The 21,585-nt window shown below is 70.2% G+C and carries 20 protein-coding genes; 17 read left to right on the forward strand and 3 right to left on the reverse strand.

Annotation, left to right across the window (positions count from 1 at the left end):
* The first annotated feature begins 58 nt into the window (after positions 1-58).
* On the forward strand, positions 59-628 hold the full coding sequence (locus IZR01_RS17485; RefSeq protein ID WP_194892837.1) for a dihydrofolate reductase family protein: 570 nt from the start codon (positions 59-61) through the stop codon (positions 626-628).
* 11 nt (positions 629-639) lie between these two features.
* Here the strand turns inward: IZR01_RS17485 and IZR01_RS17490 are convergent, their stop codons facing one another.
* On the reverse strand, positions 640-1,485 hold the full coding sequence (locus tag IZR01_RS17490) for a hypothetical protein (protein WP_194924433.1): 846 nt from the start codon (positions 1,483-1,485) through the stop codon (positions 640-642).
* 156 nt (positions 1,486-1,641) lie between these two features.
* Between IZR01_RS17490 and IZR01_RS17495 the strand changes: the two genes are divergently transcribed.
* The 5 genes from IZR01_RS17495 (at position 1,642) to IZR01_RS53320 (ending at position 6,222) form a co-directional block, all read left to right on the forward strand.
* Positions 1,642-2,214, forward strand: coding sequence for an acyl-CoA thioesterase (locus IZR01_RS17495; RefSeq protein ID WP_323746200.1), 573 nt, complete (start codon positions 1,642-1,644; stop codon positions 2,212-2,214).
* Positions 2,211-2,591: an ACT domain-containing protein gene (locus IZR01_RS17500; RefSeq protein WP_194892839.1), complete on the forward strand. Its 381-nt coding sequence runs from the start codon at positions 2,211-2,213 to the stop codon at positions 2,589-2,591. Before IZR01_RS17495 ends, IZR01_RS17500 begins: the two co-directional genes overlap by 4 nt.
* Positions 2,592-2,668: 77 nt before the next feature.
* A complete protein-coding gene (locus tag IZR01_RS17505; RefSeq protein WP_194924434.1) occupies positions 2,669-3,730 on the forward strand; it encodes a glycosyltransferase family 2 protein in 1,062 nt (353 codons plus the stop codon).
* A 6-nt stretch (positions 3,731-3,736) separates the two neighbouring features.
* The gene (locus IZR01_RS17510; RefSeq protein WP_194892841.1) at positions 3,737-4,903 is read left to right on the forward strand and encodes a glycosyltransferase family 4 protein; all 1,167 of its coding nucleotides are present in this window, start codon (positions 3,737-3,739) and stop codon (positions 4,901-4,903) included.
* 56 nt (positions 4,904-4,959) lie between these two features.
* Complete coding sequence (locus IZR01_RS53320; protein ID WP_194924435.1) at positions 4,960-6,222, forward strand: glycosyltransferase family protein; 1,263 nt, start codon at positions 4,960-4,962, stop codon at positions 6,220-6,222.
* A gap of 2 nt (positions 6,223-6,224) precedes the next feature.
* On the opposite strand, the gene IZR01_RS17520 is transcribed toward IZR01_RS53320, so the two are convergent.
* Positions 6,225-6,776 (reverse strand): Uma2 family endonuclease, encoded by a 552-nt coding sequence (locus IZR01_RS17520; protein WP_194892843.1) that lies wholly within the window; start codon positions 6,774-6,776, stop codon positions 6,225-6,227.
* A gap of 236 nt (positions 6,777-7,012) precedes the next feature.
* Between IZR01_RS17520 and IZR01_RS17525 the strand changes: the two genes are divergently transcribed.
* Together IZR01_RS17525 and IZR01_RS17530 are read left to right on the forward strand one after the other, a co-directional pair.
* Entirely contained in the window at positions 7,013-8,527 is a 1,515-nt protein-coding gene (locus IZR01_RS17525) for a hypothetical protein (protein ID WP_194924436.1), read from the forward strand.
* A gap of 138 nt (positions 8,528-8,665) precedes the next feature.
* Positions 8,666-10,213: a glycosyltransferase family 4 protein gene (locus tag IZR01_RS17530; protein ID WP_323747029.1), complete on the forward strand. Its 1,548-nt coding sequence runs from the start codon at positions 8,666-8,668 to the stop codon at positions 10,211-10,213.
* A 63-nt stretch (positions 10,214-10,276) separates the two neighbouring features.
* Here the strand turns inward: IZR01_RS17530 and IZR01_RS17535 are convergent, their stop codons facing one another.
* Entirely contained in the window at positions 10,277-11,170 is an 894-nt protein-coding gene (locus tag IZR01_RS17535; protein WP_228559663.1) for a helix-turn-helix domain-containing protein, read from the reverse strand.
* Between the two features lie 490 nt (positions 11,171-11,660).
* Here IZR01_RS17535 and IZR01_RS17540 point away from each other — a divergent pair, with 490 nt between their 5' ends.
* The 9 genes from IZR01_RS17540 to IZR01_RS17580 all read left to right on the forward strand — a co-directional run bounded on the left by IZR01_RS17540 (position 11,661) and on the right by IZR01_RS17580 (position 21,496).
* The gene (locus IZR01_RS17540) at positions 11,661-12,023 is read left to right on the forward strand and encodes a hypothetical protein (RefSeq protein WP_194892846.1); all 363 of its coding nucleotides are present in this window, start codon (positions 11,661-11,663) and stop codon (positions 12,021-12,023) included.
* A gap of 181 nt (positions 12,024-12,204) precedes the next feature.
* Positions 12,205-13,698, forward strand: coding sequence for an ArnT family glycosyltransferase (locus IZR01_RS17545; protein ID WP_194924438.1), 1,494 nt, complete (start codon positions 12,205-12,207; stop codon positions 13,696-13,698).
* Positions 13,699-13,765: 67 nt separating this feature from the next.
* On the forward strand, positions 13,766-15,295 hold the full coding sequence (locus IZR01_RS17550) for a glycosyltransferase family 4 protein (RefSeq protein WP_194892848.1): 1,530 nt from the start codon (positions 13,766-13,768) through the stop codon (positions 15,293-15,295).
* A 111-nt stretch (positions 15,296-15,406) separates the two neighbouring features.
* Positions 15,407-16,417, forward strand: coding sequence for an ABC transporter permease (locus tag IZR01_RS17555; protein ID WP_228559665.1), 1,011 nt, complete (start codon positions 15,407-15,409; stop codon positions 16,415-16,417).
* A complete protein-coding gene (locus tag IZR01_RS17560) occupies positions 16,395-17,372 on the forward strand; it encodes an ABC transporter ATP-binding protein (protein WP_194892850.1) in 978 nt (325 codons plus the stop codon). The genes IZR01_RS17555 and IZR01_RS17560 overlap by 23 nt, the downstream gene beginning before the upstream one ends.
* 7 nt (positions 17,373-17,379) lie before the next feature.
* Positions 17,380-18,486: a glycosyltransferase gene (locus IZR01_RS17565; RefSeq protein ID WP_194892851.1), complete on the forward strand. Its 1,107-nt coding sequence runs from the start codon at positions 17,380-17,382 to the stop codon at positions 18,484-18,486.
* A 303-nt stretch (positions 18,487-18,789) separates the two neighbouring features.
* Complete coding sequence (locus IZR01_RS17570) at positions 18,790-19,377, forward strand: acyltransferase (RefSeq protein WP_323746202.1); 588 nt, start codon at positions 18,790-18,792, stop codon at positions 19,375-19,377.
* The gene (locus tag IZR01_RS17575; protein ID WP_194892853.1) at positions 19,374-20,477 is read left to right on the forward strand and encodes a DegT/DnrJ/EryC1/StrS family aminotransferase; all 1,104 of its coding nucleotides are present in this window, start codon (positions 19,374-19,376) and stop codon (positions 20,475-20,477) included. The genes IZR01_RS17570 and IZR01_RS17575 overlap by 4 nt, the downstream gene beginning before the upstream one ends.
* Complete coding sequence (locus tag IZR01_RS17580) at positions 20,474-21,496, forward strand: Gfo/Idh/MocA family oxidoreductase (protein WP_194924440.1); 1,023 nt, start codon at positions 20,474-20,476, stop codon at positions 21,494-21,496. Before IZR01_RS17575 ends, IZR01_RS17580 begins: the two co-directional genes overlap by 4 nt.
* Positions 21,497-21,585: the final 89 nt, after the last annotated feature.

The raw sequence follows: 21,585 nt of genomic DNA on the forward strand, positions 1-21,585 counted from the left end.
CCCGCGCCGTCGTCTGACCCGGTGAAGCGACCGACGATCCCCTCAAGGAGTCACCATCATGCGCACCATCACCGCGGGCCTGTTCTCCGCCGCCGACGGCGTCGTGGCCGAACCGCAGAACTGGCACTTCCCGTACTTCAACGACGAGCTCGGCGTGGCCGTGATGGAACAGCTCGGCGCCGCCAAGACCGTGCTGTTCGGCCGCACCACCTACGAGGGGTTCGCCGCCGCCTGGCCGGCCCGCGAGGAGGCCGGCGGCGAGGACTACGAGATGGCCAAGGCCCTCGGCGACGCGCGCAAGATCGTCGTCTCGCACCGGAAGCTGGACCTCACCTGGCGCAACTCCGAGCAGGTGGAGGGCGACCTGCTGGACTTCGTCCGCGAGCTCAAGGCCGGGGACGGCGGCCCGATCGGGCTGTCCGGCTCGGTCTCGGTGGTGCGGCAGCTGCTGCGTGCCGGACTGCTCGACGAACTGCACCTGTTCGTCCACCCGATCGCCCTCGGCCAGGGCCTGCGGGTCTGGCAGGACGACCTGGCCGAGCCGATCAAGCTGCGGCTGATCAAGTGCGACGTCTTCAAGACCGGCACCCTGCACGTCGTCTACGGCCCGGCCGAGGACGCCGCGTAGCGGTGGGCCGATCAGTAGGGCCGCGCGCCGCCGTAGGGGTCACGCTCCTGCGACGGCGCGCTGATCTCCGTCGCCGCGTTCGCTGATTCGTAGCCGCTGTAGCCCGGGGTGGGATCGCCCGACGAGTACGGCGACGTCGGGCTGAACGAGTAGTCCTCGCCCGCGCTCTCCGAGTCCGGCGAGCCCGCCGCGGCGGACGGCGACGAGGCCGAGGACGGCGAGTAGTCGGAGTAGTCCGAGTAGTCCATCGCCGGGGACGGGTACTCCCGCGTCGCCCTGTCCTCCTGCGCGCCGCCCTCGGTGGACCCGTACACCAGCACCGCCACGAACCCGACCAGCCAGCCGGCGAACAGCCCGAACGCCAGCCCCAGCGCGATCAGCGTGTAGTAGATGTCGCCGCGCCCGAACCGCGTGCTCCCGGGGCCGTCGGCGAGCCCGGCGGCGACCCCGAGTCCGGCGATGGCCGAGCCGGCGATCAGCGCGATCGAGGCCGCCAACCCGGTGACGAACCAGCCGCCGAGGAACAGCGACCAGCGCCCGCGCTCGGCGCCGACGCCCCGGCAGACCAGCATCAGCAACAGGAACGTGAGGACCACCGCGATCACCGGTTCGGCCAGCATGCCGTAGAAGAGCCGGCCGGGCTCGCCGCTCTCCTTCGTCGCCCGCCACGCCAGCGTGCTCAGGCCCCTGACGGGACCGGCGATCCAGCTGTGCGCCGCGTCGCCGTTCTCGGCGGACCGGCCGTCCCGCCAGTGCTGGGTCCACTGATTGTCGAAGGCGGCGACCAGCACCGAGAGCACCAGTGCCGCGAAACCCGCTATAGCCGCCCCGCGTCGCGCGGAGATGTTCTGAGCCATCAGACGCCCCCTGTCCTGTGCCCGCTCCCTGACATCTTGTCGCCGGGAGCGTGGCGAGGATAGCCCTTACCCCGCCGTGACCGGCGCTATCGTCTCCGGCGGATCGGGATCGATGCCCGGATCGAGGCACGTCCCGGGACGATCTACGCTGAAGGGGTGACCGATGACGCCCCCCGCACCGCCGGCGGCCCCGCGCCCCGCACCACCGCCGCCTCGCGCACCATGCTGTCCCACATCATGGGCCCCACCGAGGTGAACCTCCTCGGCACCGTGCACGGCGGCGTGGTCATGAAGTTCGTCGACGACGTCGCCGGGGCGGTGGCCGGCCGGCACTCCGGGGGACCGGCGGTCACCGCCGCGATGGACGAGATGCAGTTCCTGAACCCGGTGCGGGTCGGCGACCTGGTCCACGCCTACGCCCAGGTGAACTGGGTGGGCGCCACCTCGATGGAGGTCGGCGTGCGGGTGATGGCCGAGCCCTGGAACGAGGCCGGCACCGCCCCGCGCCACGTGGCCAGCGCCTACCTGGTGTTCGTCGCCGTCGACGACAAGGGCCAGCCGCGCTCGGTGCCGCCGCTGGTGCTGGAGACCGATCTGGACCGCCGCCGGCACGGCGAGGCCGAGATCCGCCGCAGCCACCGGCTGGCCCGCCGGCGCGCCATCCAGGCGGCCCGGGCCGGGGCGGTGGCGGGCGCCGAGGTATCGGTACCGGCGGAGGCCGGGCAATGACCGCCGCCGACTCCCGGGCCCAGCGCCTGCGCCTGGTCCCCGGGCGCTTCGTGGTCGAGCACCTGCCGGCCGCGGTGGCCCCGCCGAGCGGCTGGATCGCTCAGGTCCGCGCGCCCGAAGGATTGACGGTGGTCCGCGAGGTGGTCGGGCCCGAGCCGGCCGGCGTCGATCTGTGGCGCGCGCTCTACGGCGGCGACTCCGCGCACGGCCTTGACCTGCCCGGCATGCTCGCCGCGCTGCTGGAACCGCTGGCCGCCGCCGCGGTGCCGGTGTTCGTCGCCTCCACCTATCACGCAGACCTGGTCCTGGTCCCCGAACCCGCCGCCGAGCGCGCGGTCGAGGCGCTGCGGGCGGCCGGGCACACCGTCGACCGGTGACCCCGCCGGGTCACTGTTTGATCGCGGTCCGCGCATCCGCCGGAAGGCAACAGATCCTGCCGGTAATCTGACCGACGATGAACGTCTCAGAACCCTCCGCGGCGTCGGTTGAGGAGCACAAGACCACCTGGCCCCCGGTCTCGGTGATCATGCCGGTCCTCAACGAGGAGCGCCACCTCGCCTTCGCGGTCAACGGCGTGCTGGCCCAGGGCTACCCCGGCGAGCTGGAACTGATCCTGGCGATCGGTCCGAGCACCGACCGCACCCAGGCGATCGCCGACGAGCTGTCGGCCGCCGACCCGCGGGTGCGCAGCGTCCCGAACCCCACCGGCCGCACCCCGGCCGCCCTGAACGCGGCGCTGGGCGAGGTGAAACACGGCATCGTGGTCCGGGTCGACGGCCACGGCGAGCTGGTCCCCGGCTACATCGCCACGGCGGTCCGGCTGCTGGAGCAGACCGGCGCGGCCAACGTCGGCGGCGTCATGCGGGCCGAGGGCGTCACCGGGTTCGAGCAGGCCGTGGCCCGGGCCATGACCAGCAAGCTGGGCGTCGGCAACGCGCCCAACCACACCGGCGGCGAGGGCGGCCCGGCGGACACCGTCTACCTCGGGGTGTTCCGCCGCGACGTGCTCGACGGACTCGGCGGCTACGACGAGCACTTCACCCGGGCCCAGGACTGGGAGCTGAACTACCGGATCCGCGAGTCCGGCGGGCTGATCTGGTTCGACCCGGGCCTGTCGGTGACCTACCGGCCGCGCCCGACCTTCCGGGCGCTGGCCAAGCAGTACAAGGAATACGGCCGCTGGCGGCGCGTGGTCATGCGCACCCACGCCGGCACCGCGAACCCGCGCTACCTCGCGCCGCCCGGAGCACTGCTGGCCGTCGCCACCGGCACCGTCGTCGGCCTGGCCGGCCTCACCGGCGGCCCCGGGATAGCCGTGCTCGGCTTCATCGTCCCCGTCGGCTACTTCGCCGCACTGACCGCCGGCGCGCTGTACGAGTCGCGCGGCCTGCCCTCGGGCGTCCGCGCCCGGCTGCCGCTGGTGCTGGCCACCATGCACGGTTCCTGGGCCTACGGTTTCCTCACCTCCCCGGCGCGCCTGGCCAAGGCCACCGGCAAGACCCCGAAGAAGAAGTAGCCGCGCATGCGCATCCTGATGCTCGTCATCTCCAACGTCGCCACCGACACCCGGGTGATGCGCGAGGCCGCGGCGCTGGCCGACGCCGGCCACGCGGTCCACGTCATCGGCAAGGACGTCTCGACCGGCTACGAACCGCCGGCCGGGGTCACGGTGTCCAGCGTCGGCGCCGGCTCGGCGTTCCGCAAACAGGGCGCCGAATCGCTGGGCGCGCGCCGCAAGCTCCCGCCGCACCTGCGCGCCGCGCGCTGGCTGCTGCTGCCGCAGCACCGCAACTCGGCGTTCGCCTCGTGGCGGGCCAAGGCCGGGCAGCTGGCCGCGGAGCAGGAGTTCGACATCGTGCACGCGCACGATTTCAACACCCTGCCGCTCGGCGTGGAGCTGGCGCAGGACAAGCGCGTCCCGCTCGTCTACGACACCCACGAGCTCTGGCAGGGCCGGCCGCGGGTCGGCCGCCCGGCGCCGTTCCAGAAGCGCCGGGAAGCCAAGCAGGAGCAGGCCTGGGGTACCCGCGCGGCCGCCGTCATCACCGTCGGCGAGGGCGTGGCCGAGGCGCTGCGCACGGCCTACGGCTGGCGCCACGTCGAGGTCGTCCGCAACACCTTCCCGCTGCCCGAGGGCGGCCCGGTCGACCCACCGAAGGGTGTGTCAGGGGCCGTATACGCGGGCCGCATCGCGCCGTTCCGCGAGCTGGAGGCGATCGCCGGGGCCTCGGAACTGGTGAAGCCGCTGCGGATCGTCATCGCCGGCCCGGCCGACGACACGTATCTGGGCTCTTACGACGCCAAGGCGGCCGAGGTGGTCGGCCCCCGCCCGGTGGACGAGGTGGACGCGCTGCTGCGCGAGCTGGGCATCTCCCTGGTCACCCACTCCGACAAGTGGCAGAACCACCGGCTGGCGATGCCGAACAAGCTGTTCCACGCGGTCCGCGCCGGCGTCCCGGTGGTCGGCACCGACGTGCAGGAACTGCGGCGCGTGGTCGAGGAACACAAGCTGGGGGCGCTGTATCGGCCCGGCGACGCCGAGTCGCTGGCCGAGGCGCTGCGCGAGGTCGCGGACAACTACGCGACCTACGCGGTCAACGTGCGCGCGGCCGCCCCGGCGCTGAGCTGGGAGGCCGATTCCGAGGTCCTGCGCGGGATCTATGAACGCCTCACCCCGCGCGGCGATTGATTCCCTTGATTCAGGACGAGTGGTTCGCGCCCGGGCCCGGGCAGTAGGGTCGGTCCGTGTCGAAGCTTCGCGTCCTCTACGCCCCCCGGGACATCGCCGGCCAGCCGTCCGAGTGGGCCAAGGCGCTGCGCGCGCAAGGCGTGGACGCGCAGGTGTGGTCGTTCGGCGAGCCGGCCTTCGGGCTGCGCCCGGACCGCGAGTGGGACCAGGACCGGCTGCTGGCCGACCCGATGTACCGCTGGCAGGCGCTGGACGAGGCGGTGCGCTCGTTCGACGTGTTCCACTTGCAGTACGGCCGCGGGTTGCTGGACGCCAAGGAGCCGGTGCTGCCCGAGCTGTGGGACCTGCCGCTGCTGCGCTCGCTCGGCAAGCGCGTCTACATGCACTGGCACGGCTCCGACGTCCGCCTGCCCTCGGTCCACGCCGAGCGCGAGCCGGACTCCTACCTGGCCGGCGCGACGGTCGACGAGGACGCCATCCGCGCGCGGGTCTCGGTGGCCCGCCGCTACTGCGACGCCATGTTCGTCTCCACCGCGGGCCTTCCGGACTACGTCCCGGACGCCGAGCTGATCCCGCTGGCCCTGGACGTCGCGGCCTGGCGCACCACCCGCGGCGCCGAACCGGCCGTCCCGGTCGTGGTGCACATGCCGTCCCGGCGCGCCACCAAGGGCTCGGACCTGGTCGACGCCGCCCTGCGGCCGCTCCACGACGAGGGCGTGATCATCTACCGCCCGCTGTCCGGCCTGACCCGCGACCAGGTCAAGGCGGAGTTCGCCAAGGCGGACCTGGTGGTCGACTCGCTGACCATCGGCGACCACGGCGTCGTCTCCTGCGAGGCGATGGCCAGCGGCGCTATCGCGATCGCGCACATCCATGAGCGGGTCCGGGAGCGCGAGGCGATGCCCGGCGCGCCGGTGTCGCAGGTCCCGATCGTCGAGGCCACCGGCGCATCACTGGCCGAAGTGGTCCGCAAACTCGCGGCCGACCCGGCGGAACGTACGCGGCTGCGCGCCGAGGGCCTGACGTGGGTCACGCAGCGCCACGACAGCAAGGTGGTGGCGGCGCAACTGCTGGCGGCGTACACGCGTGAGCGCGGGCGGGTGGTCAGCGCCTACCCGGAGTGGCCGGAGTCGACCGGCAAGAAGCGGGTGCGGGAGCTGGAGGCCGAGATCGAGCGCCTGCGGGCCCAGCTGGGCCCGAACGGCGAGCCGCTGCCCGGCCTGACGCGGCGGGACCGCTTGGAGGAGCGGCCCGGGCTGCACCTGGCGGTGCGGAAGGCTGATCGGGCTTATCGCGGGCTGCGGAAGAAGCTGAAGTAGGGCTACTCGCGGAGTGCGTAGCGGGCGATGGCGTCGAGGTCGATGGGGACGTCGATGTCGGCGACTTTGAGGGTCACCTGGCCGAGATGGGTCACTTCCTCGCCGCGAAGCGGGATTTCGAAGAGTGCGAGGCGTCGGCCGCTGCGCTCGATGCGCCACGATGGAATGCCGGCGTCTCGATAGAGGGCTGGTTTGACTCGGCGGTCGTTCGTCTTGGAACCCGGCGACATGATTTCGACGGCCAGGAGTACGTCGGCCGCTTCGGTGACGCGATCGGGGTCGTAGGGCTCGGAGCGTACGACGAAGACGTCGGGGCGAGGGACGTTTTCCTCGTCCACAATCACGTCAAGGTCTAGGTAGACCAAGTAGTCCGGGCCGAGGGCCGCTTCCAGGGCGCCGTGGAGCTTGAGCGAGACGACGCCGTGCCAGACTTTTGATGGCGGACTCACGGCCAGTGCACCTCCGATGAGTTCCACCTTGAGCTTCTCGTCCACGTCGAGGTCGAAAAACTCTTTGGTGGTAAGCGGTTCGGAGGCGTGCATGATGGAGTTCAAGTCGAAACCTCCTTCGATTCGCCTGCCATCATCCGCCGAACTCAGCGGGAATCAGCCCCTTTCTTTTCCTCTTATTCACCCGTTCGGCCCATCTGATCCGCTCGAACGAGTACTCACATCATCCCTTACCCCGCGCACGGAGCGGTCGCCCACACCCCACCCGCCTCACCCGAATCGGCTAACGTGGCGGCACCGGCCGACCGGCCGGGTACGCCGCTCCAGAAAGCCGCCGAGCCATGCCTGAGCAGGATCAGCCCGCCGCCGCCCGCAGCCGGGCCGCCGTCGTCTCCGCGGCGCCCGCGGCCGCCGCCGAGGCCGCGCGGGCGGAGGCCGAGCGGCTGCTCGCCGACGGGTACAGCGTCCTGCTGCTGACTCCGGCTTTCGGCAAGCGGAAGCCGGATCCGTCGCGGGGCGGGGTGCACGTCGTCGAGGTGCGGGTCGGGACGTCGTTCGACTCCGCGCCCGGGGCGTTGGGCAAGATCGGGCGTAAGGCCGTGCTCACCACGCGCAACGCGCGCGGCAAGGCGCTGGGGAATCCCGCGGCCACCTGGTCCGCCGCCGACATCGCCGTCGAGATCGGGCCCTACCTGGACGCCTTCGCCCCGGATGTGGTCGTGGCGTGCGACAAGACCGCCGAGAAGGCGGTGGCCAAGGTCGGCCGGGCCGCGGTCGCCCCCGGCAAGGCGCAGTCGACGGCCAAGAGCCCGGAGCAGCCTTCGCTGCTCATCGGGTCCAACAACAACGCCGGTATGGGGTACGCGTGGGCCCGCGCGGTGCGGGAGCACGCCGGGATCACGGCCCGCAACATCCAGAAGAAGAGCTACGCCTTCGCCTACGGCTCCGACATCAAGGCCGAGGACAAGGACTGGGTCGACCCGCTGTGGGGCCTGGCGCGCGTCGCCGACACCCTGGACACCGTCACCCACGTGCTGTCCGAGAGCGGGCTGGCGGTCTTCGGCCGGCTCAACGGCGGGATGCTCGCCGACGACCTGCCCGAGCTGCGCCGGGCCGGGATCCGCAGCGGGCTGCTGTTCCACGGCTCCGACATCCGCTCGCCGGACCGGCACATCGAGCTCTACAAGTTCTCGCCCTTCCGGGCGCCGGTGAGCGAGGAAGACCAGAAGCTCACCGAGGTCCTGCGCGGCAAGACCGACGAGATGGCCAAGTGGGTCGCGGAGTTCGACGGCCCGGTCTTCGTCTCCACCCCGGACCTGATCGACGACGTCCCGCACGCCACCTGGCTGCCGGTGGTCGTGGACCTGGAGCAGTGGACCGAGGGGACCCGGACGCCGCTGGAGCGCGAGGTGCCCGTGGTCGTGCACGCACCCTCCCGCCCGTTCATGAAGGGCTCGGACCTGATCGAGCCGACGCTGCGCGACCTGGAGTCCCGCGGCCTGATCGAGTACCGGCGGCTGGAGCACATCCCGCAGGCCGAGCTGGTCGGCGTGGTGCAGGACGCGGACATCGTGCTGGACCACTTCGTGATCGGCAACTACGGCGTGATGACCTGCCAGGCGATGGCCGCCGGCCGGGTCGGCATCGCCAACATCGACCAGCGGGTCCGGGACCGGGTGCCGGCCCGGATCCCGACCATCCAGGCCGACCCGGACTCGCTCGGCGAGGTGATCGAGGGCGTGCTCGCCGACCGGGACGCCGCGCGCGCGACGGCGGCGGCCGGCCGGGCGTTCGTCCGCGAGTTCCACGACGGCCGCAAGTCCGCCGAGGCCGTCGAACCCTGGCTGCGGGGCTGAGGCAAGCGCGCTCGGCGGTGGCCTGCGGCATCTCCGCAGGCCTCTGCGCATCGCCCATCACAACCGCCTGGCCAGAATGAAGGCCATATATACCGTTGCTAGACTCCGAGCCAGTCCACACCTGCCCCCGGAGGAACAGTGACCACGTCCGACCAGCGCCGTCCTCGAGTAGTCATGCTGGTCGGGAACTTCATCGACGGCGACTCCCGGGTGCAGAAGGAAGCGCGCTCGGCGGCCGAGGCCGGCTGGGACACCTACCTGGTGGGCCGCTCCTACACCGGCAAGCGCGAGGAGTCCGAGCTCGGCGCGGTGACGGTGGTCCGCGCGGCCGAGACCATGGCCGCCACCCGCTACCGCTCCTCGCACCCGCACCGGCGCGGTGTCAAAGGCCTGATCGCCTACTCCTCCCAGGACGTGAGCCGGGTCAAGCACCAGCGGCAGCGGCTGCGGCAGATGGACCTGGCCGCCGAGCGCGAGCTGCTGGCCCGCCGGATCAGCGCCGGGGCGAGCCCGTTCGCCGCGCTGTTCGGCAAGGCCGGGCTGACGACCAGCGGCACCCTGGTCCGGGCCCGCGGTTACTGGGTCGCGGCCCGCAAGCGCGCCTTCGACGCCAACTACCAGGTCGCCCAGCAGGCCCCGAGCTCGGCGATCGAGCGGATGCTGGCCAAGCGCGGCGGCGACACGTCCTCCTGGGACGTCCAGCCCCGCCTGATCGACTTCGAGGACTCCTTCGGCCGGGTGGCCGACCAGCTGGAGCCGGACGTGATCCACGCCAACGACGCCGAGATGCTCGGCGTGGCGGTGCGCGCGGCGGCCCGGGCCGAGGGCCGCAAGGTCGCCGTGGTCTACGACTCCCACGAGTACACCGCCGGCGACGTCCGCCCCGAGGACGTCACCTGGGCCCCGGTGATGTTCGCCCAGGAGCGCAAGTACATCGCCGCCGCCGACGGCGTGGTGGCCGCGGTGGACAACTTCGCCGACAAGCTGGTCGAGCACCACAAGCTCACCGTGCGCCCGACCGTGGTCCGCAACATGCCGGAGGCCTCGACGTTCACCGTCGCCGGCGGCAAGGAGCCCGGTGTGCGCGGCCAGCTGGGCCTGGGCCCCGAGGCGACGATCCTGGTGTATCCGGGCGCCGTCACCCCGATCCGCGGCCTGGACACGGCGGTCCGGGCGCTGCCGAAGCTGGCCGACACCCACCTGGTGCTCATGGTGGCCTCGCGCGGCGGCTACGTCGCCGAACTGGTGACCCTGGCGGGCGAACTGGGCGTCGCAGACCGCTTCCACGTCCTGGACTACGTACCGGTCGAAGAGCTCACCGACTTCATCGCCTCGGCCACGATCGGCATCGACACCCTGCGCCGCATCCCCACCCAGGAACTGACGATCACGACGAAGTACTGGTCGTACATCGGCGCCCGGCTCCCGGTCGTGGTCAGCGACGTCAAGGCCGCCGGGGCGCTGACCCGCGAGCTGGGCAACGGCGAGGTGTTCGAGGTCGACGACGTCGACGCCCTGGCGCACGCGGTACGCACAGTGGCCGCGGACCGGGAGCGGTACGCGGCGGTGTACACCGACGAGATGCTGGCCGCGCACAGCTGGGAGGGCCAGGTACCGGCGCTGCTCGCGCTGTACGCACAGGTCAGTGGGCTGACGCCGGAGCCGGTGGCGACGCCGGCGGACTGAGCTCACGGCCGTCCTCGCGACGGCCGCGGGTGCAGGCCGCCCGGCCACCAATCCGCGCAACCGCTAAAGCCAGCCGCGCCGCGCCGCCTCGACCCCGGCCTCGAACCGGCTCTCGGCACCCAGCCGGTCCATCAGGTCGGCCATGATGCGGCGCACGGTGCGGGCCGAGATGCCCAGCCGCTTGGCGGCCACGTCGTCGGTGAGGCCGTCGGCGAGCAGCCGCAGCAGGTGCCGGTCGGTGGGGGACAGGCCGGCGCCGGATTCGGAGGCGGAGGGCATCCCGAGCGGGACGGCGTCCGTCCAGATGAGTTCGAACAGAGCCGTCAGTTGGTCGATCAGACCGGGTTCGCGGACGCACAAGGCGCCGACGCTGGTCTCCTTCGGCTTGATCGGTACCACGGCGGTCTTGCCGTCCACGATGAGCAGCCGGCGGGTCACGGAGGGGGAGAGCCGGACCTCGCTGCCGCGCTCGGCCATCCAGCGGCCGTAGGCGATGGTGGTGGCGTCCTGGCGGACCGTGGAGTGGTAGAGCACCCGGACCCGGACCCGGCTGGCCAGGTCGTCGTCCGCGGACTCCGAGGCTTTGAGCGCCGCCGGGTGGATGGTGCTGCCCGGCACCATCGACAGCACCTCGACCATGGCGCCGGACGCCAACTGCTCCAGCCCGACCTGGACCGCGTCCAGGCCGATCAGCCGCTCGGCCGGCTCCCGGTCGGCTTCGGCCGCCCGGCCCGCCGCCACGGCGTCCCGGCTGGCGGCCAGTTCCTCTTCCTGCCGCCGCACCAGCAACTGCATCCCGGCGACCAACGGGACCGGATACAGCCCGCCGGAGCGTTCTCGCGAAGGCCGTAGCAAGGCCAACTCCACGAGGCTGTCCAGGGTGCCCCGGATGTGGTTTTCATCCTGGCCAAGGCGCTCTGTCAGCTCGTGGACGCCCACTGAAGGGTCGGCGAGCATCGCGCTATAGACCGCTTGCGCTAGCGGATCCAGACCCAGCGAACCAAGCACGGCACACCCCCTTATGCGATATCCGGCCTCCCGTGCCGGACCCATGCTCGCAGCCAGGGCCTTGGCGATCAAGGGGGAAACCGCACGATTCCGGATAGGGGTCGTGGCCGGGACCGGCCTGGCCTAAGGCGGACGGTGCTGCGCCATTCCGTGGGACACCCGCCGCGAGTGAGACTCAGACCGGCGCCCGGTACGGGTCGTCCAGGGCCCGCCCAGTGCTCTCGGGCCACAAAATCCGCCCCAACGAATGGATTCGTCGTGTCTTTTTTCAAGCGTGTCCTCGCTGGCTCCGCGCTGGCGGCCGCCCTTGTCGCGGTGCCGCTTGTCCCGGCCGCGCAGACCACTCATAGCACTCGTAGCACGGTCGCGACCGGGGTCCATACAGACAGTGGCGGTTGGCAGTGCGCCACGTGCTGGCCTTCCTAGAAAGGAACCGATCATGGATCTGATCATGGTGGCAGTGCAGCGGGCCGGCTTCGCCGGTGACCGTGGCCTGGCGGCGGCGACCCTCCGCTACGCTCTGCAGGCGGTCTCCGGCGACTCTCCCCGCGCCCTGGAGCACGCTCACGTCGTCGTCGACGAAGCCGGCGTCTTCCCGGCCCGCCTCGTGGCCGGCCTGTACCTCTCCTCCGACCCGGATGTCCCCTACTCGGTCCGTGACACCGCCACAGCACTGGTGCGTCGTGCCCTGACCACCTCGCCCCTGCTGGAGGACTGGAGTGTCGATTGGGTCGAAGGACCCTATGGATACGAGTTGCTGGGCGGCCTCGACGCGCTCGAGGAAAGCCCGCTCCGGAACTGACTGCGTCGCCCGACCCGCAACCGCGCGTCGCAGTCGGCTATAGAGGTGTGCCCTGCCGGAGGTCTCCGGTAGCCACACCTCTATAGCGTTTTCACTTAGATGTCGGGCTAGTGGTGCGTTTCCGACCATATCGGTCGATCGTTGACCCGATATGCGAAAGGCGTTGCGCAGGATCGACCCGTTGGCGGCGGCGGTGGCCGTGCTCGCCCTGGCGCTGCGAGCCCCGTTGGTGGTCGCGGCGTTGCCGGGAGTCGGGAACTCGGACGAGCCACTGAACATCTCCGTGGGCGTGCGGATGGCGACGGACGGGACGCTGGACGCGCACACCTATCGCTACCCGGGTCTGCTGTATGAGGTGATCGCCGGTATGACCGCGGCGTTCCGCGGAGTCGGGATCCGCGTCCCGGCACACGGCGCGATGCGCATCGAGAACCTGGGCGTGGCGCATACCGACTCCCGTGCGCTCGTGGTGGCGATCCGGTGCGTGGGGGTTCTGGCTGCGGTCGCTACATGTCTATTGGTGTGGGCCGCAGTTCGGGAAGTGCTTAAGGCGGCGGGACTGCCGGAGCGCCGGGGACGGGTAGCGGCAGCCGTCGCAGCGGCGACCGTAGCCGTCTCCCCTTTAGCGACCGCTAATAGTGCTTACGCAACGCCGGACGTATTCGGGGGACTGGCTGTAGCGCTCAGCTTGTATGGCGCTACTAGGGTTCTCCGCGATGCGCGCTATGGGGATCTCCTGTGCGGTCTCGGAGTGGGGATCGCATTAGGGGCCAAATACTTGGCTGCCGCAGTGCTTCCGGTTCTCGTCGCCTATGCGGTGAGTTCCAGGGATCGCAAGGGGGTCATCAGACTCGCTAAGGTCGCCGCCCTCGCCGCAGCGGTGTTCGTGCTGACCACACCCGGGATCGTCACGCATCCCATCGCCGTTATCAGCGGCCTGCGGGCGGAAGCCGTCCATTATCAAGACGGCCACGTCGGTGCGCAGGGCGGCGCACCCGGCTACTACCTGAACGCGCTCCTCCGCGACCAGCCATTGCTATTGGGAGCGGTCGCAGTGGCGGTCGTCGCGTTGTTCCGTACCGGCGGCCTCATTCGCAGAACGTTGATTGTGGTCTTCGCTTATGTGATTCCACAGTTCCTCCTCCTGGCCGTGATGACGGTGCGCTTCGACCGCAATCTCGTGCCGTTGACGCCGGCGCTCGCGGTCCTCGCCGGGGTGGCCGTCCCCGCGCTGTTCCCCCACACGCACCGCCGCACGCTCGCGGCCCTCACCGTCGCCGCCGCGTTCGTCCCGGTCGTCTCGGCCGCCGGCCTCTATCCGCGCCTGGACGAGCACTCCCGGGTCCAGGCCGCCGCGTGGGTCGCGAAGCACGTCCCCGGGCACGAGCCGGTCGCGGTGGAGAGCTACGGTCCCTGGCTCGACCCCGACCGCTACCGCCTCGTCTCGTTCACGTTCGCCGCCGACAAGCCGGCCGTCCAGGCCCGGGCGCTGATCCTCACCGAGCACGCCGCCGGCCGGTTCCTCGCCGATCCCGCGCACCACGCCCGCGAGGCCGCCGTCTACCGCGCGATCATGAGCCGTTACAGACTTGCAGCGAGATTCACAGCCGGGTCGTGGATCGAGGTCTTCGTGCCGCGGGAGCCGCCGGCGGGGAGCCGCGCGGCGGGCCGCTGACCTGCTCACCCGTCCGGCGCGGTGGCGGCTTTCCCGCCCCGGGCCGCGGCCCCACTAGCATTCCCATGTGACAAACGACCGCCGTCTCAGTGCTCGGCGCCCACGCGTGGCGATGCTCGTCGCCAACGACGTCCGTCTGGACTCGCGGGTGCAGAAAGCCGCCTACAGTGCCGCGGAGGCTGGATACGACGTCCTCCTGCTCGGCTACGAGCCGAACCGCAAGGGGCGTCCATCGGATCCGGCCTATATCGGCGCGGCGCAGGTCGTGCGGACCGGGCTGCACAACAAGTGGCAGATCGCGCAGTGGCCGCTGAAGGACGGCGGGGCCCCGGCGCTGCGGCTGATGCCGTTCCGGGCGCTGTCGTTCGCGTCCTCGCTGGACTACAAGGCGCGGCGGCGGATCGTGCAGCGGATCAAGGAGCCCGGGACCGGCGACGGCAGCGTGAAGCACCGCGCCAAGGAAGCGCTGTGGAAGGTCTACTTCCGGGACGGTGACTGGCGGCGCACGGCCCGGCACCTGCTGTGGCTGGAGTCCAGCTGGTCGGCGCTGATCGAGGAGTTCGAGCCGGACATCATCCACGCCCACGACATGCACACGCCCGGTATCGCGGTGCGGGTGGCCGACCGCTTGGACCACAAGGGCAAGCGGCCGAAGGTGCTCTACGACGCGCACGAGTTCGTGGCCGGGGTCTCCATGCCGGAACAGCGGCGGCTGGCCTACGTCGGGCTGGAGGGCGAGTACGTCCGCAAGGCCGACGCGGTGATCACGGTCTCGCCGCTGCTCGCGCAGTGGCTCCAGGAGCGCTACCACCTGACCGAGACGCCCGGCGTCGTGGCCAACGCGCCGATGCTGCACCTGCCCGGCGAGGAGCACGAGCCCGGCGGGCCGGACGCCGACGCCGACGCGAAGGTCGACACCGACCGGGACGCCCATGTCCACGCCGACCCGGCCGAGGCGCCCAGCCTGCGCAAGGCCTGCGGTCTGGCCGACGACGTCCCGCTGCTGGTCTACTCCGGTGCGGTCTCGCCGATGCGCGGCATCGCGACCATGGTCGCCGGCCTGCCGGAGCTGCCGGACGTGCACATGGCCGTGGTCCGCGGCGCCGACACCGAGTTCACCCGGGCGCTGGAGAAGCAGGCCGAGGAGCTGGGGGTGGCCGACCGGCTGCACATGGTCGGCTACGTCGCGCCACATCTGGTCCCGCAGTACCTGGCCTCCGCGGACATCGGCGTGATCCCGATCCTGCACACCCCGAACCACGAGGTGGCGCTGATCACGAAGTACTACGAGTACATGCACGCCAAGCTGCCGATCGTGGTCTCCGACGTCCAGGCGATGGCCGACTTCACCCGGGAGCTGGGCAACGGCGAGGTCTTCACCGCCGAGGACGCCCACGAGTACGCTCAGGCGGTCGCCAAGGTGCTCGCCGACCGGGCGGCCTACGCGTCCCGCTACACTGACGACCTGCTGGCGGCCAACTCCTGGGAAGGTCAGGCCGAGGTGCTGGGCGGGGTGTACGCGCGGCTACTCGGACAGGAGCCGGAACCGCGGACGGGGGTCCGGGCGTTCGGTGAGACGAGTGAACCGACCGCTTAGGGTGTAACCACGGGGACATTCGGCAGCCCGCGAAACGTTGCCCGATAGTGTGACCGATCTACAGCACGACCCTGACCCCCCATTCAGGCGCAACCTAGTAAGTAGTGGAGTGTGAGCGTGGCGACCGCCACCAGTGAGACGGCCTCCGTGGAGGAGGCCCGGCTGAAGACCCCCGAACCCCCGCGCCCGGCCGAGCAGGTTCACGTCTTCGAGCCCTACCGGTACGCGCTCCCCAAGTTGGGGCCGTACTTCCGGGACGTGTGGTCGCGGCGTCAGTTCGCCACCCACATGGCGTCCTCGACCCTGAAGGGCCAGCATTTCGACAGCTTCTTCGGGCAGTTCTGGCTGGTGCTGAACCCGATGCTGCTGGCGCTGGTGTACTTCTTGCTGACCACCGTCCTCGGTGGCCAGAGCGGTGCCGGCACAAGCGCGATGAACCACTTCGTCGGACTGCTGACCGGTTTGTTCGCCTTCTTCTACACGCGGAACGTCATCCAGTTCGCCGCCAGCTCGATCACCGGTGGCGGCAAGATGATCATCAACATGTCGTTCCCGAAGATACTGCTGCCGCTGTCGACGACGTTCACGGCGATGCTGATGTACTTCCCGACGCTGTTGGTCTACGCGGCCTTCTACGTGACCGTGCACCACAGCGTCACGATCAACATCCTCTGGATCATTCCGATCTTCGTGATCCAGACGGTCTTCAGTTTCGGGCTGGGTCTGCTTTTCGCGGCGGTGACGCTGTACTTCCGCGACATGTCCACGCTGCTGCCCTATGTTCTGCGGATCTGGATGTACATCACGCCGGTGCTGTTCTCCCTGTCCTATGTGAAATACGAGGCCTCGACCCCGGGCAGCAAGTTGCCGCACTGGATCGTGAACGTCTACAAGTGGGACCCGTTCTCGCCCATCATCAACTCCTGGAACACCGCGCTGGTCGGTGATGGTCCGCGGCCGTTCTGGAAGGGCGGGCAGCTCGGCGATCACTACTACGCCGCCGCGTCCTATGCGCCTCAGCTGACCGAGATCGCAGTCGGCGCTGTCTGCGCGGTCGTCGCCCTGGTCATCGGCGCCTGGTACTTCATGTCGAGGGAGCGTGAGTTCGCTGTCCGCCTCTGAAACCGTCGAGACTGTCGAGACCGCGGAGTCCGTCCAGACCCCGGCGCCGGCCGCGATCGCCGAGAAGCCGCTGGAGTCCCCGCCGGCCATCAAGGTCGAGGACCTGCACCTGTACTACCGCACCAAGGCCGAGGCCAACCCGACGCTGAAGGCCGCGCTGATCCGCAAGGTCAAGCGGCAGAAGGTCGAGCAGAAGGTCATCAAGGCGGTGCAGGGCGTCTCCTTCGAGGTGCCGCACGGGACCGTGCTGGGCGTCATCGGCCACAACGGGGCCGGCAAGTCCACGCTGCTGCGCGCGCTGTCCGGGATCCTGCCCCCCACGCAGGGTCGGGTCGAGGTGCGCGGGCGGGTCTCCACACTGCTGGCGCTGGGTGTCGGCTTCAACCAGAACCTCACCGGCCGGGAGAACATCGTCCTGGGCGGTCTGGCGCAGGGTTGGTCGAAGGACCAGATCCGGGAGAAGGAGAACTCGATCATCGACTTCGCCGACCTCGACACGCTCTCGGAGGGCGCGATCGACCGGCCGATGAAGACGTACTCCTCGGGCATGTACGCGCGGGTGGCCTTCGCGGTCGGCGTGCACATGGACCCGGACATCCTGCTCGTGGACGAGGCCCTGTCCGCCGGTGACGCGCGGTTCAAGGAGCGGGCCACCGAGAAGATGCTCGAACTGTGTGAGAACGCCCGCACTATCGTGCTGGTCTCGCACGGTCTGGAGACCGTGCGGCACATGTCCAACCATTGCATCTGGATGGACCACGGCAACCTGGTGCAGAGCGGCGACCCGGACGAGGTCATCGACAACTACATCGAGAAGCAGCACAAGGACCGCGAAGAGGCCGACCGGAAGAAGGCCGCCGCCGAGGCCAAGGAGGCCCGGGAGGACGAGGCGCTCGCGGCCAAGGCCGAGAAGACCAAGGAAGCGCTGCAGAAGGTTATCGGAGAGGACGTCTGAGCAAGGCATGTCCCCTGACCGCAGCAGTATTGACGTGTCGATCATCACCGGCGGGCACGATGTCGCGGACGCGCGGCTGCACCGGCTCGCCGCCGCTTTGCGCCGCGCGGGTCTGGGCGTCGAGGTGGTCGGTCTCGGGGTGCCCGAGGCCGGCCCGGCCGACTGCGCGGTGCGCACCCTCGGATCCCGCTCGGCGAAGAAGCGGCTCAAGGCGGACCTGACGCTGCCCTTCAAGGCTCGCGGCAAGGTCCTGCTGACCGTCGACCCGGACATGGTGCCGGGGGCGACGCTGGCGCGCTGGTTCAAGGGCAAGCGGCTCGTGGCCGATGTCCACGAGGACTACCTGAAGCTGCTCAAGGACCGGGCCTGGGCCCGTGCCTCGTGGAAGAAGAGCTCGGCCACGTTCGCGGTGCGGTTCTGCACGTTCTGGACCAAGCGGGCGAACATCACCGTGGTGGCCGACGACCACGTGCCGCCGATGAAGGGCCGCAAGCGCCTGGTGGTGAAGAACCTCCCGGACTTCTCCTTCCTGCCGGCCCCCGGCGAGCCGGACCGCGTCGCCCCGCGTGCCATCTACATCGGCGACGTGCGGCGCTCGCGCGGGCTGCAGGCGATGCTGGCGGCCGTGGAGGGCACCTACACCTGGGAGCTCGACGTGGTCGGCCCGGTGCAGCCGGGCGACCAGGCCTGGCTGGACCAGTGGCACGCCACCTCGAGTGAACAGGTCAGGAACCGGATCAGGTTCCACGGGCGTCTGGATCCTCAGAAGGCCTGGGCGCTGGCCGACGGGGCGTGGGCCGGACTCGTGCTCCTGGACGACACCCCGGCCTTCCGCGAGGCGGTGCCGAGCAAGCTGTACGAGTACCTGGCCGTCGGGCTGGCCGTGGTGGCCACCCCGCTGCCGCGGATGGCCGAACTGGTCCAGGACTCCGGTGCGGGCGAGGTGGTGGCGGACCCCGCCGCCGCGTCGGCTACGCTGCGGCGGTGGTCGCAGGACTACGGCGAGCTCGAACAGGCGCGCGGCAACGCCCGCAAGTGGGCGGCGGAGCACCTGACCGGCGCCTCGCCGTACGACAAGCTGGCGGAGGAGATCCGCGGGCTGGTCAAGCACTGAGGGCGGGAAGTGGCGATTTGTGGCATACGGAACCGCCAGCTGACTTCGATAACGAGCGAAACGGTCTAGGAGCAAGCATGGCTAGACAGGAGGTCCGCCGCATCCTGGTCGGCTGTAAGGGCCTCCTGGCGACGCCAGGCGCCGCTCATAGGCCGTTTCGCGCCGCGAATTGCCACTTCCCGCCCTCTGATTTTCCCGGTGGGCGAGGAGGGTCCACGCCGCCAGCGGGCCGCGATCCGGCACCGCGCGAACGATCCCCGGAGACCTAGAGTGACTGAACAGAAGCAGGGTAGCCGGGAAGGCGTGCGAATCCTGCCCAGCGCGGACGTCGACGACCGGGCCGAAATCGGCGCCGGGACCAGCGTCTGGCACCTGGCTCAGGTGCGGGAAGGCGCGCGGATCGGGCGCGACGTGGTCATCGGCCGCGGCGCCTACATCGGTCCGGACGTCCCGGTCGGCGACAACTGCAAGATCCAGAACCACGCGCTGGTCTACGAGCCCGCGGTGCTGGAGGCCGGCGTGTTCATCGGCCCGGCGGTGGTCCTGACCAACGACCACTTCCCGCGCGCGGTCAACGCCGACGGCACCCCCAAGTCCGCCCATGACTGGAGCCCGGTCGGCGTCACGCTGCGCCAGGGCGCCTCGGTCGGCGCCCGCTCGGTGTGTGTCGCTCCGGTGACCGTCGGCCGCTGGGCCCTGATCGCCGCGGGCTCCGTGGTGACCAAGGACGTCCCGGACTTCGCGCTGGTCGCCGGCGTCCCCGCCAAGCGCATCCGCTGGGTCGGCAAGGCCGGCGAGCCGCTGGAGGACCGCGGCGAGGGCCTGTTCGTCTGTCCCAAGGACGGATCCGAGTACCAAGAGATCGACGGTGTTCTGAAGGAGAAGGCATGACCCAGCCATTCATTCCCCCGGCCCGTCCGGTGACCGGCGAGGATGAGATCGAGGCCGTGGTGCGCGTCATGCGGACCGGTCAGGTCGCCGCCGGCCCGGAGGTCGAGGCGTTCGAGAACGAGTTCTCGCAGCTGGTCGACGGGCTGCATTGTGTGGCGGTGAACTCCGGTACCTCTGCGCTGCACCTGTCGGTGCTGGCGTTGGGCGTCAAGCCGGGCGATGAGGTGATCATGCCCTCGTTCTCCTTCGCCGCGACCGCGAACTCGGTGGCGATCGTCGGTGCGGTGCCGGTGTTCGTGGACATCGAGCGTGGTTCGTTCAACGTCGACCCGGCTGCGATCGAGGCCGCGATCACCCCGAAGACTGTGGCGATCATGCCGGTGCACCTGTACGGGCACCCGGCCGCGATGGGCCCGATCATGGAGATCGCGCGTAAGCACGGTCTGAAGGTGATCGAGGACTCTGCGCAGGCTGTCGGGGCGACGCTGGACGGCAAGGCGATCAGCACTTTCGGCGACGCCGCGTGCATCAGCTTGTACCCGACCAAGAACATCCACTCCATCGAGGGCGGCATCGTGGTCACCCCGGATGCCGAGGTCGCGCGCCAGGTCCGCCTGCTGCGCAACCAGGGCATGGAGGAGCGGTACAAGAACGAGGTCATCGGCCTGAACAACCGGATCTCCAGCGTGCACGCCGCCGTCGGCCGGGTGCAGTTGGCGAAGCTGGCCGGGTGGACCAAGCAGCGCCAGGAGAACGCGCGCTACTTCGACACCCACTTGCAGGGCGTCGGCGTTCCGCCGGTCGCCGCCGGGGCGGAGCACGTGTACCACCAGTACACGATCCGGGTCACCGATGAGGTTGAGGGCGGTCGTGACGGTTTGGCCGTGCGTTTGAAGGAGCGCGGTATCGGGACCGGCATGTACTACCCGACCCCGATTCACCGGCTGCCGTCGTTCCAGCGTCCCGATGTGGTTTCGCGTGTTGTCGGGGATCTGGTCGAGACGGAGAAGGCGGCGGCCGAGGCGTTGTCGTTGCCGGTGATGCCGACCCTGTCCCAGGATGAGTTGGAGCGGATCGTGGCTGGGGTGAACGCGCTGTGAGCGAGGGCAACGGCAAGAAGCTGCGCGCCGGGCTGATCGGTCTGGGCATGATGGGCCGGCACCACGCCCGGGTGTTGGGTTCGATGGAGGGTGTGGAGCTGGTCGCGGTCGCCGACCCGGGCGGCGATGCGCATGGCGTGGCGAACGGCCGTCCGGTGCTCGGCGACGTGCAGGAGTTGATCGCCGCGGGGATCGATTTCGCGGTGGTGGCGGTGCCCACGGTGTTCCACACCGAGACCGGTTTGGCGCTGGCCGAGGCCGGTGTGCACACACTGGTGGAGAAGCCTTTAGCGCCGGACGTGGAGTCCGCGACGCTGCTCACCGAGACCTTCGAGCGGGCCGGCCTGGTCGGTGCGGTCGGGCATATCGAGCGGTTCAACCCTTCGTTGCAGAATCTGCGCAAGCGGTTGGAGCACGGTGAGCTCGGTGAGGTGTTCCAGGTCGTCACCCGGCGTCAGGGTCCGTTCCCGAACCGGATCGCCGATGTCGGTGTGGTGAAGGATCTGGCCACGCACGACATCGATTCCACGGCCTGGGTGACTCGCCAGCCGTACACCTCGGTTTCGGCGCACACTGCCTACCGGTCGGGTCGTGAGCATGAGGATCTGATCGCGATGACCGGTCGGCTGGCCGACGGCACCGTGGTCAACCATTTGGTGAACTGGTTGTCGCCGATGAAGGAGCGGGTCACGATCGTGACCGGTGAGAAGGGTTGTTTCGTCGCCGACACCCTGACCGCCGATCTGACTTTCTACGCGAACGCCTCGGCGCCGACGATCCCCAGCTGGGAGGCGATGCAAGCCTTCCGTGGAGTATCGGAGGGCGACATGGTGCGCTTCGCCATCCCCAAGCCGGAACCCCTGCGCACCGAACTCGAGGCGTTCCGGGACGCGGTGCTGGACGTCGACGGCGGCCGGGACCGCGTGGTGAGCATGCGGCAGGGCCTACAGGTCGTGCGGGTCGCCCAGGCGGCGCTGGACTCGGCCGCCAAGGGCATCACCGTCGAGCTCGAAGCGTGATCGCCGGCAAGCGTTCCGTGACCTCTTCGGCGATGGCCGGAACAGGCCGCTGACCAGCTGAGGACGTTGGGTTATCAGGGCCCCCGAAA

Origin of the sequence: Catenulispora pinisilvae (assembly GCF_015356865.1) — a bacterium.
GTDB lineage: Bacteria > Actinomycetota > Actinomycetes > Streptomycetales > Catenulisporaceae > Catenulispora > Catenulispora pinisilvae.

Coding starts and splice junctions, on each gene's coding strand:
- IZR01_RS17485 (WP_194892837.1), top strand. CDS start 59: ATGCGCACCATCACCGCGGGCCTGTTCTCCGCCGCCGACGGCGTCGTG.
- IZR01_RS17490 (WP_194924433.1), bottom strand. CDS start 1,485: ATGGCTCAGAACATCTCCGCGCGACGCGGGGCGGCTATAGCGGGTTTC.
- IZR01_RS17500 (WP_194892839.1), top strand. CDS start 2,211: ATGACCGCCGCCGACTCCCGGGCCCAGCGCCTGCGCCTGGTCCCCGGG.
- IZR01_RS17505 (WP_194924434.1), top strand. CDS start 2,669: ATGAACGTCTCAGAACCCTCCGCGGCGTCGGTTGAGGAGCACAAGACC.
- IZR01_RS17510 (WP_194892841.1), top strand. CDS start 3,737: ATGCGCATCCTGATGCTCGTCATCTCCAACGTCGCCACCGACACCCGG.
- IZR01_RS17525 (WP_194924436.1), top strand. CDS start 7,013: ATGCCTGAGCAGGATCAGCCCGCCGCCGCCCGCAGCCGGGCCGCCGTC.
- IZR01_RS17535 (WP_228559663.1), bottom strand. CDS start 11,170: ATGCTCGCCGACCCTTCAGTGGGCGTCCACGAGCTGACAGAGCGCCTT.
- IZR01_RS17540 (WP_194892846.1), top strand. CDS start 11,661: ATGGATCTGATCATGGTGGCAGTGCAGCGGGCCGGCTTCGCCGGTGAC.
- IZR01_RS17565 (WP_194892851.1), top strand. CDS start 17,380: ATGTCCCCTGACCGCAGCAGTATTGACGTGTCGATCATCACCGGCGGG.
- IZR01_RS17575 (WP_194892853.1), top strand. CDS start 19,374: ATGACCCAGCCATTCATTCCCCCGGCCCGTCCGGTGACCGGCGAGGAT.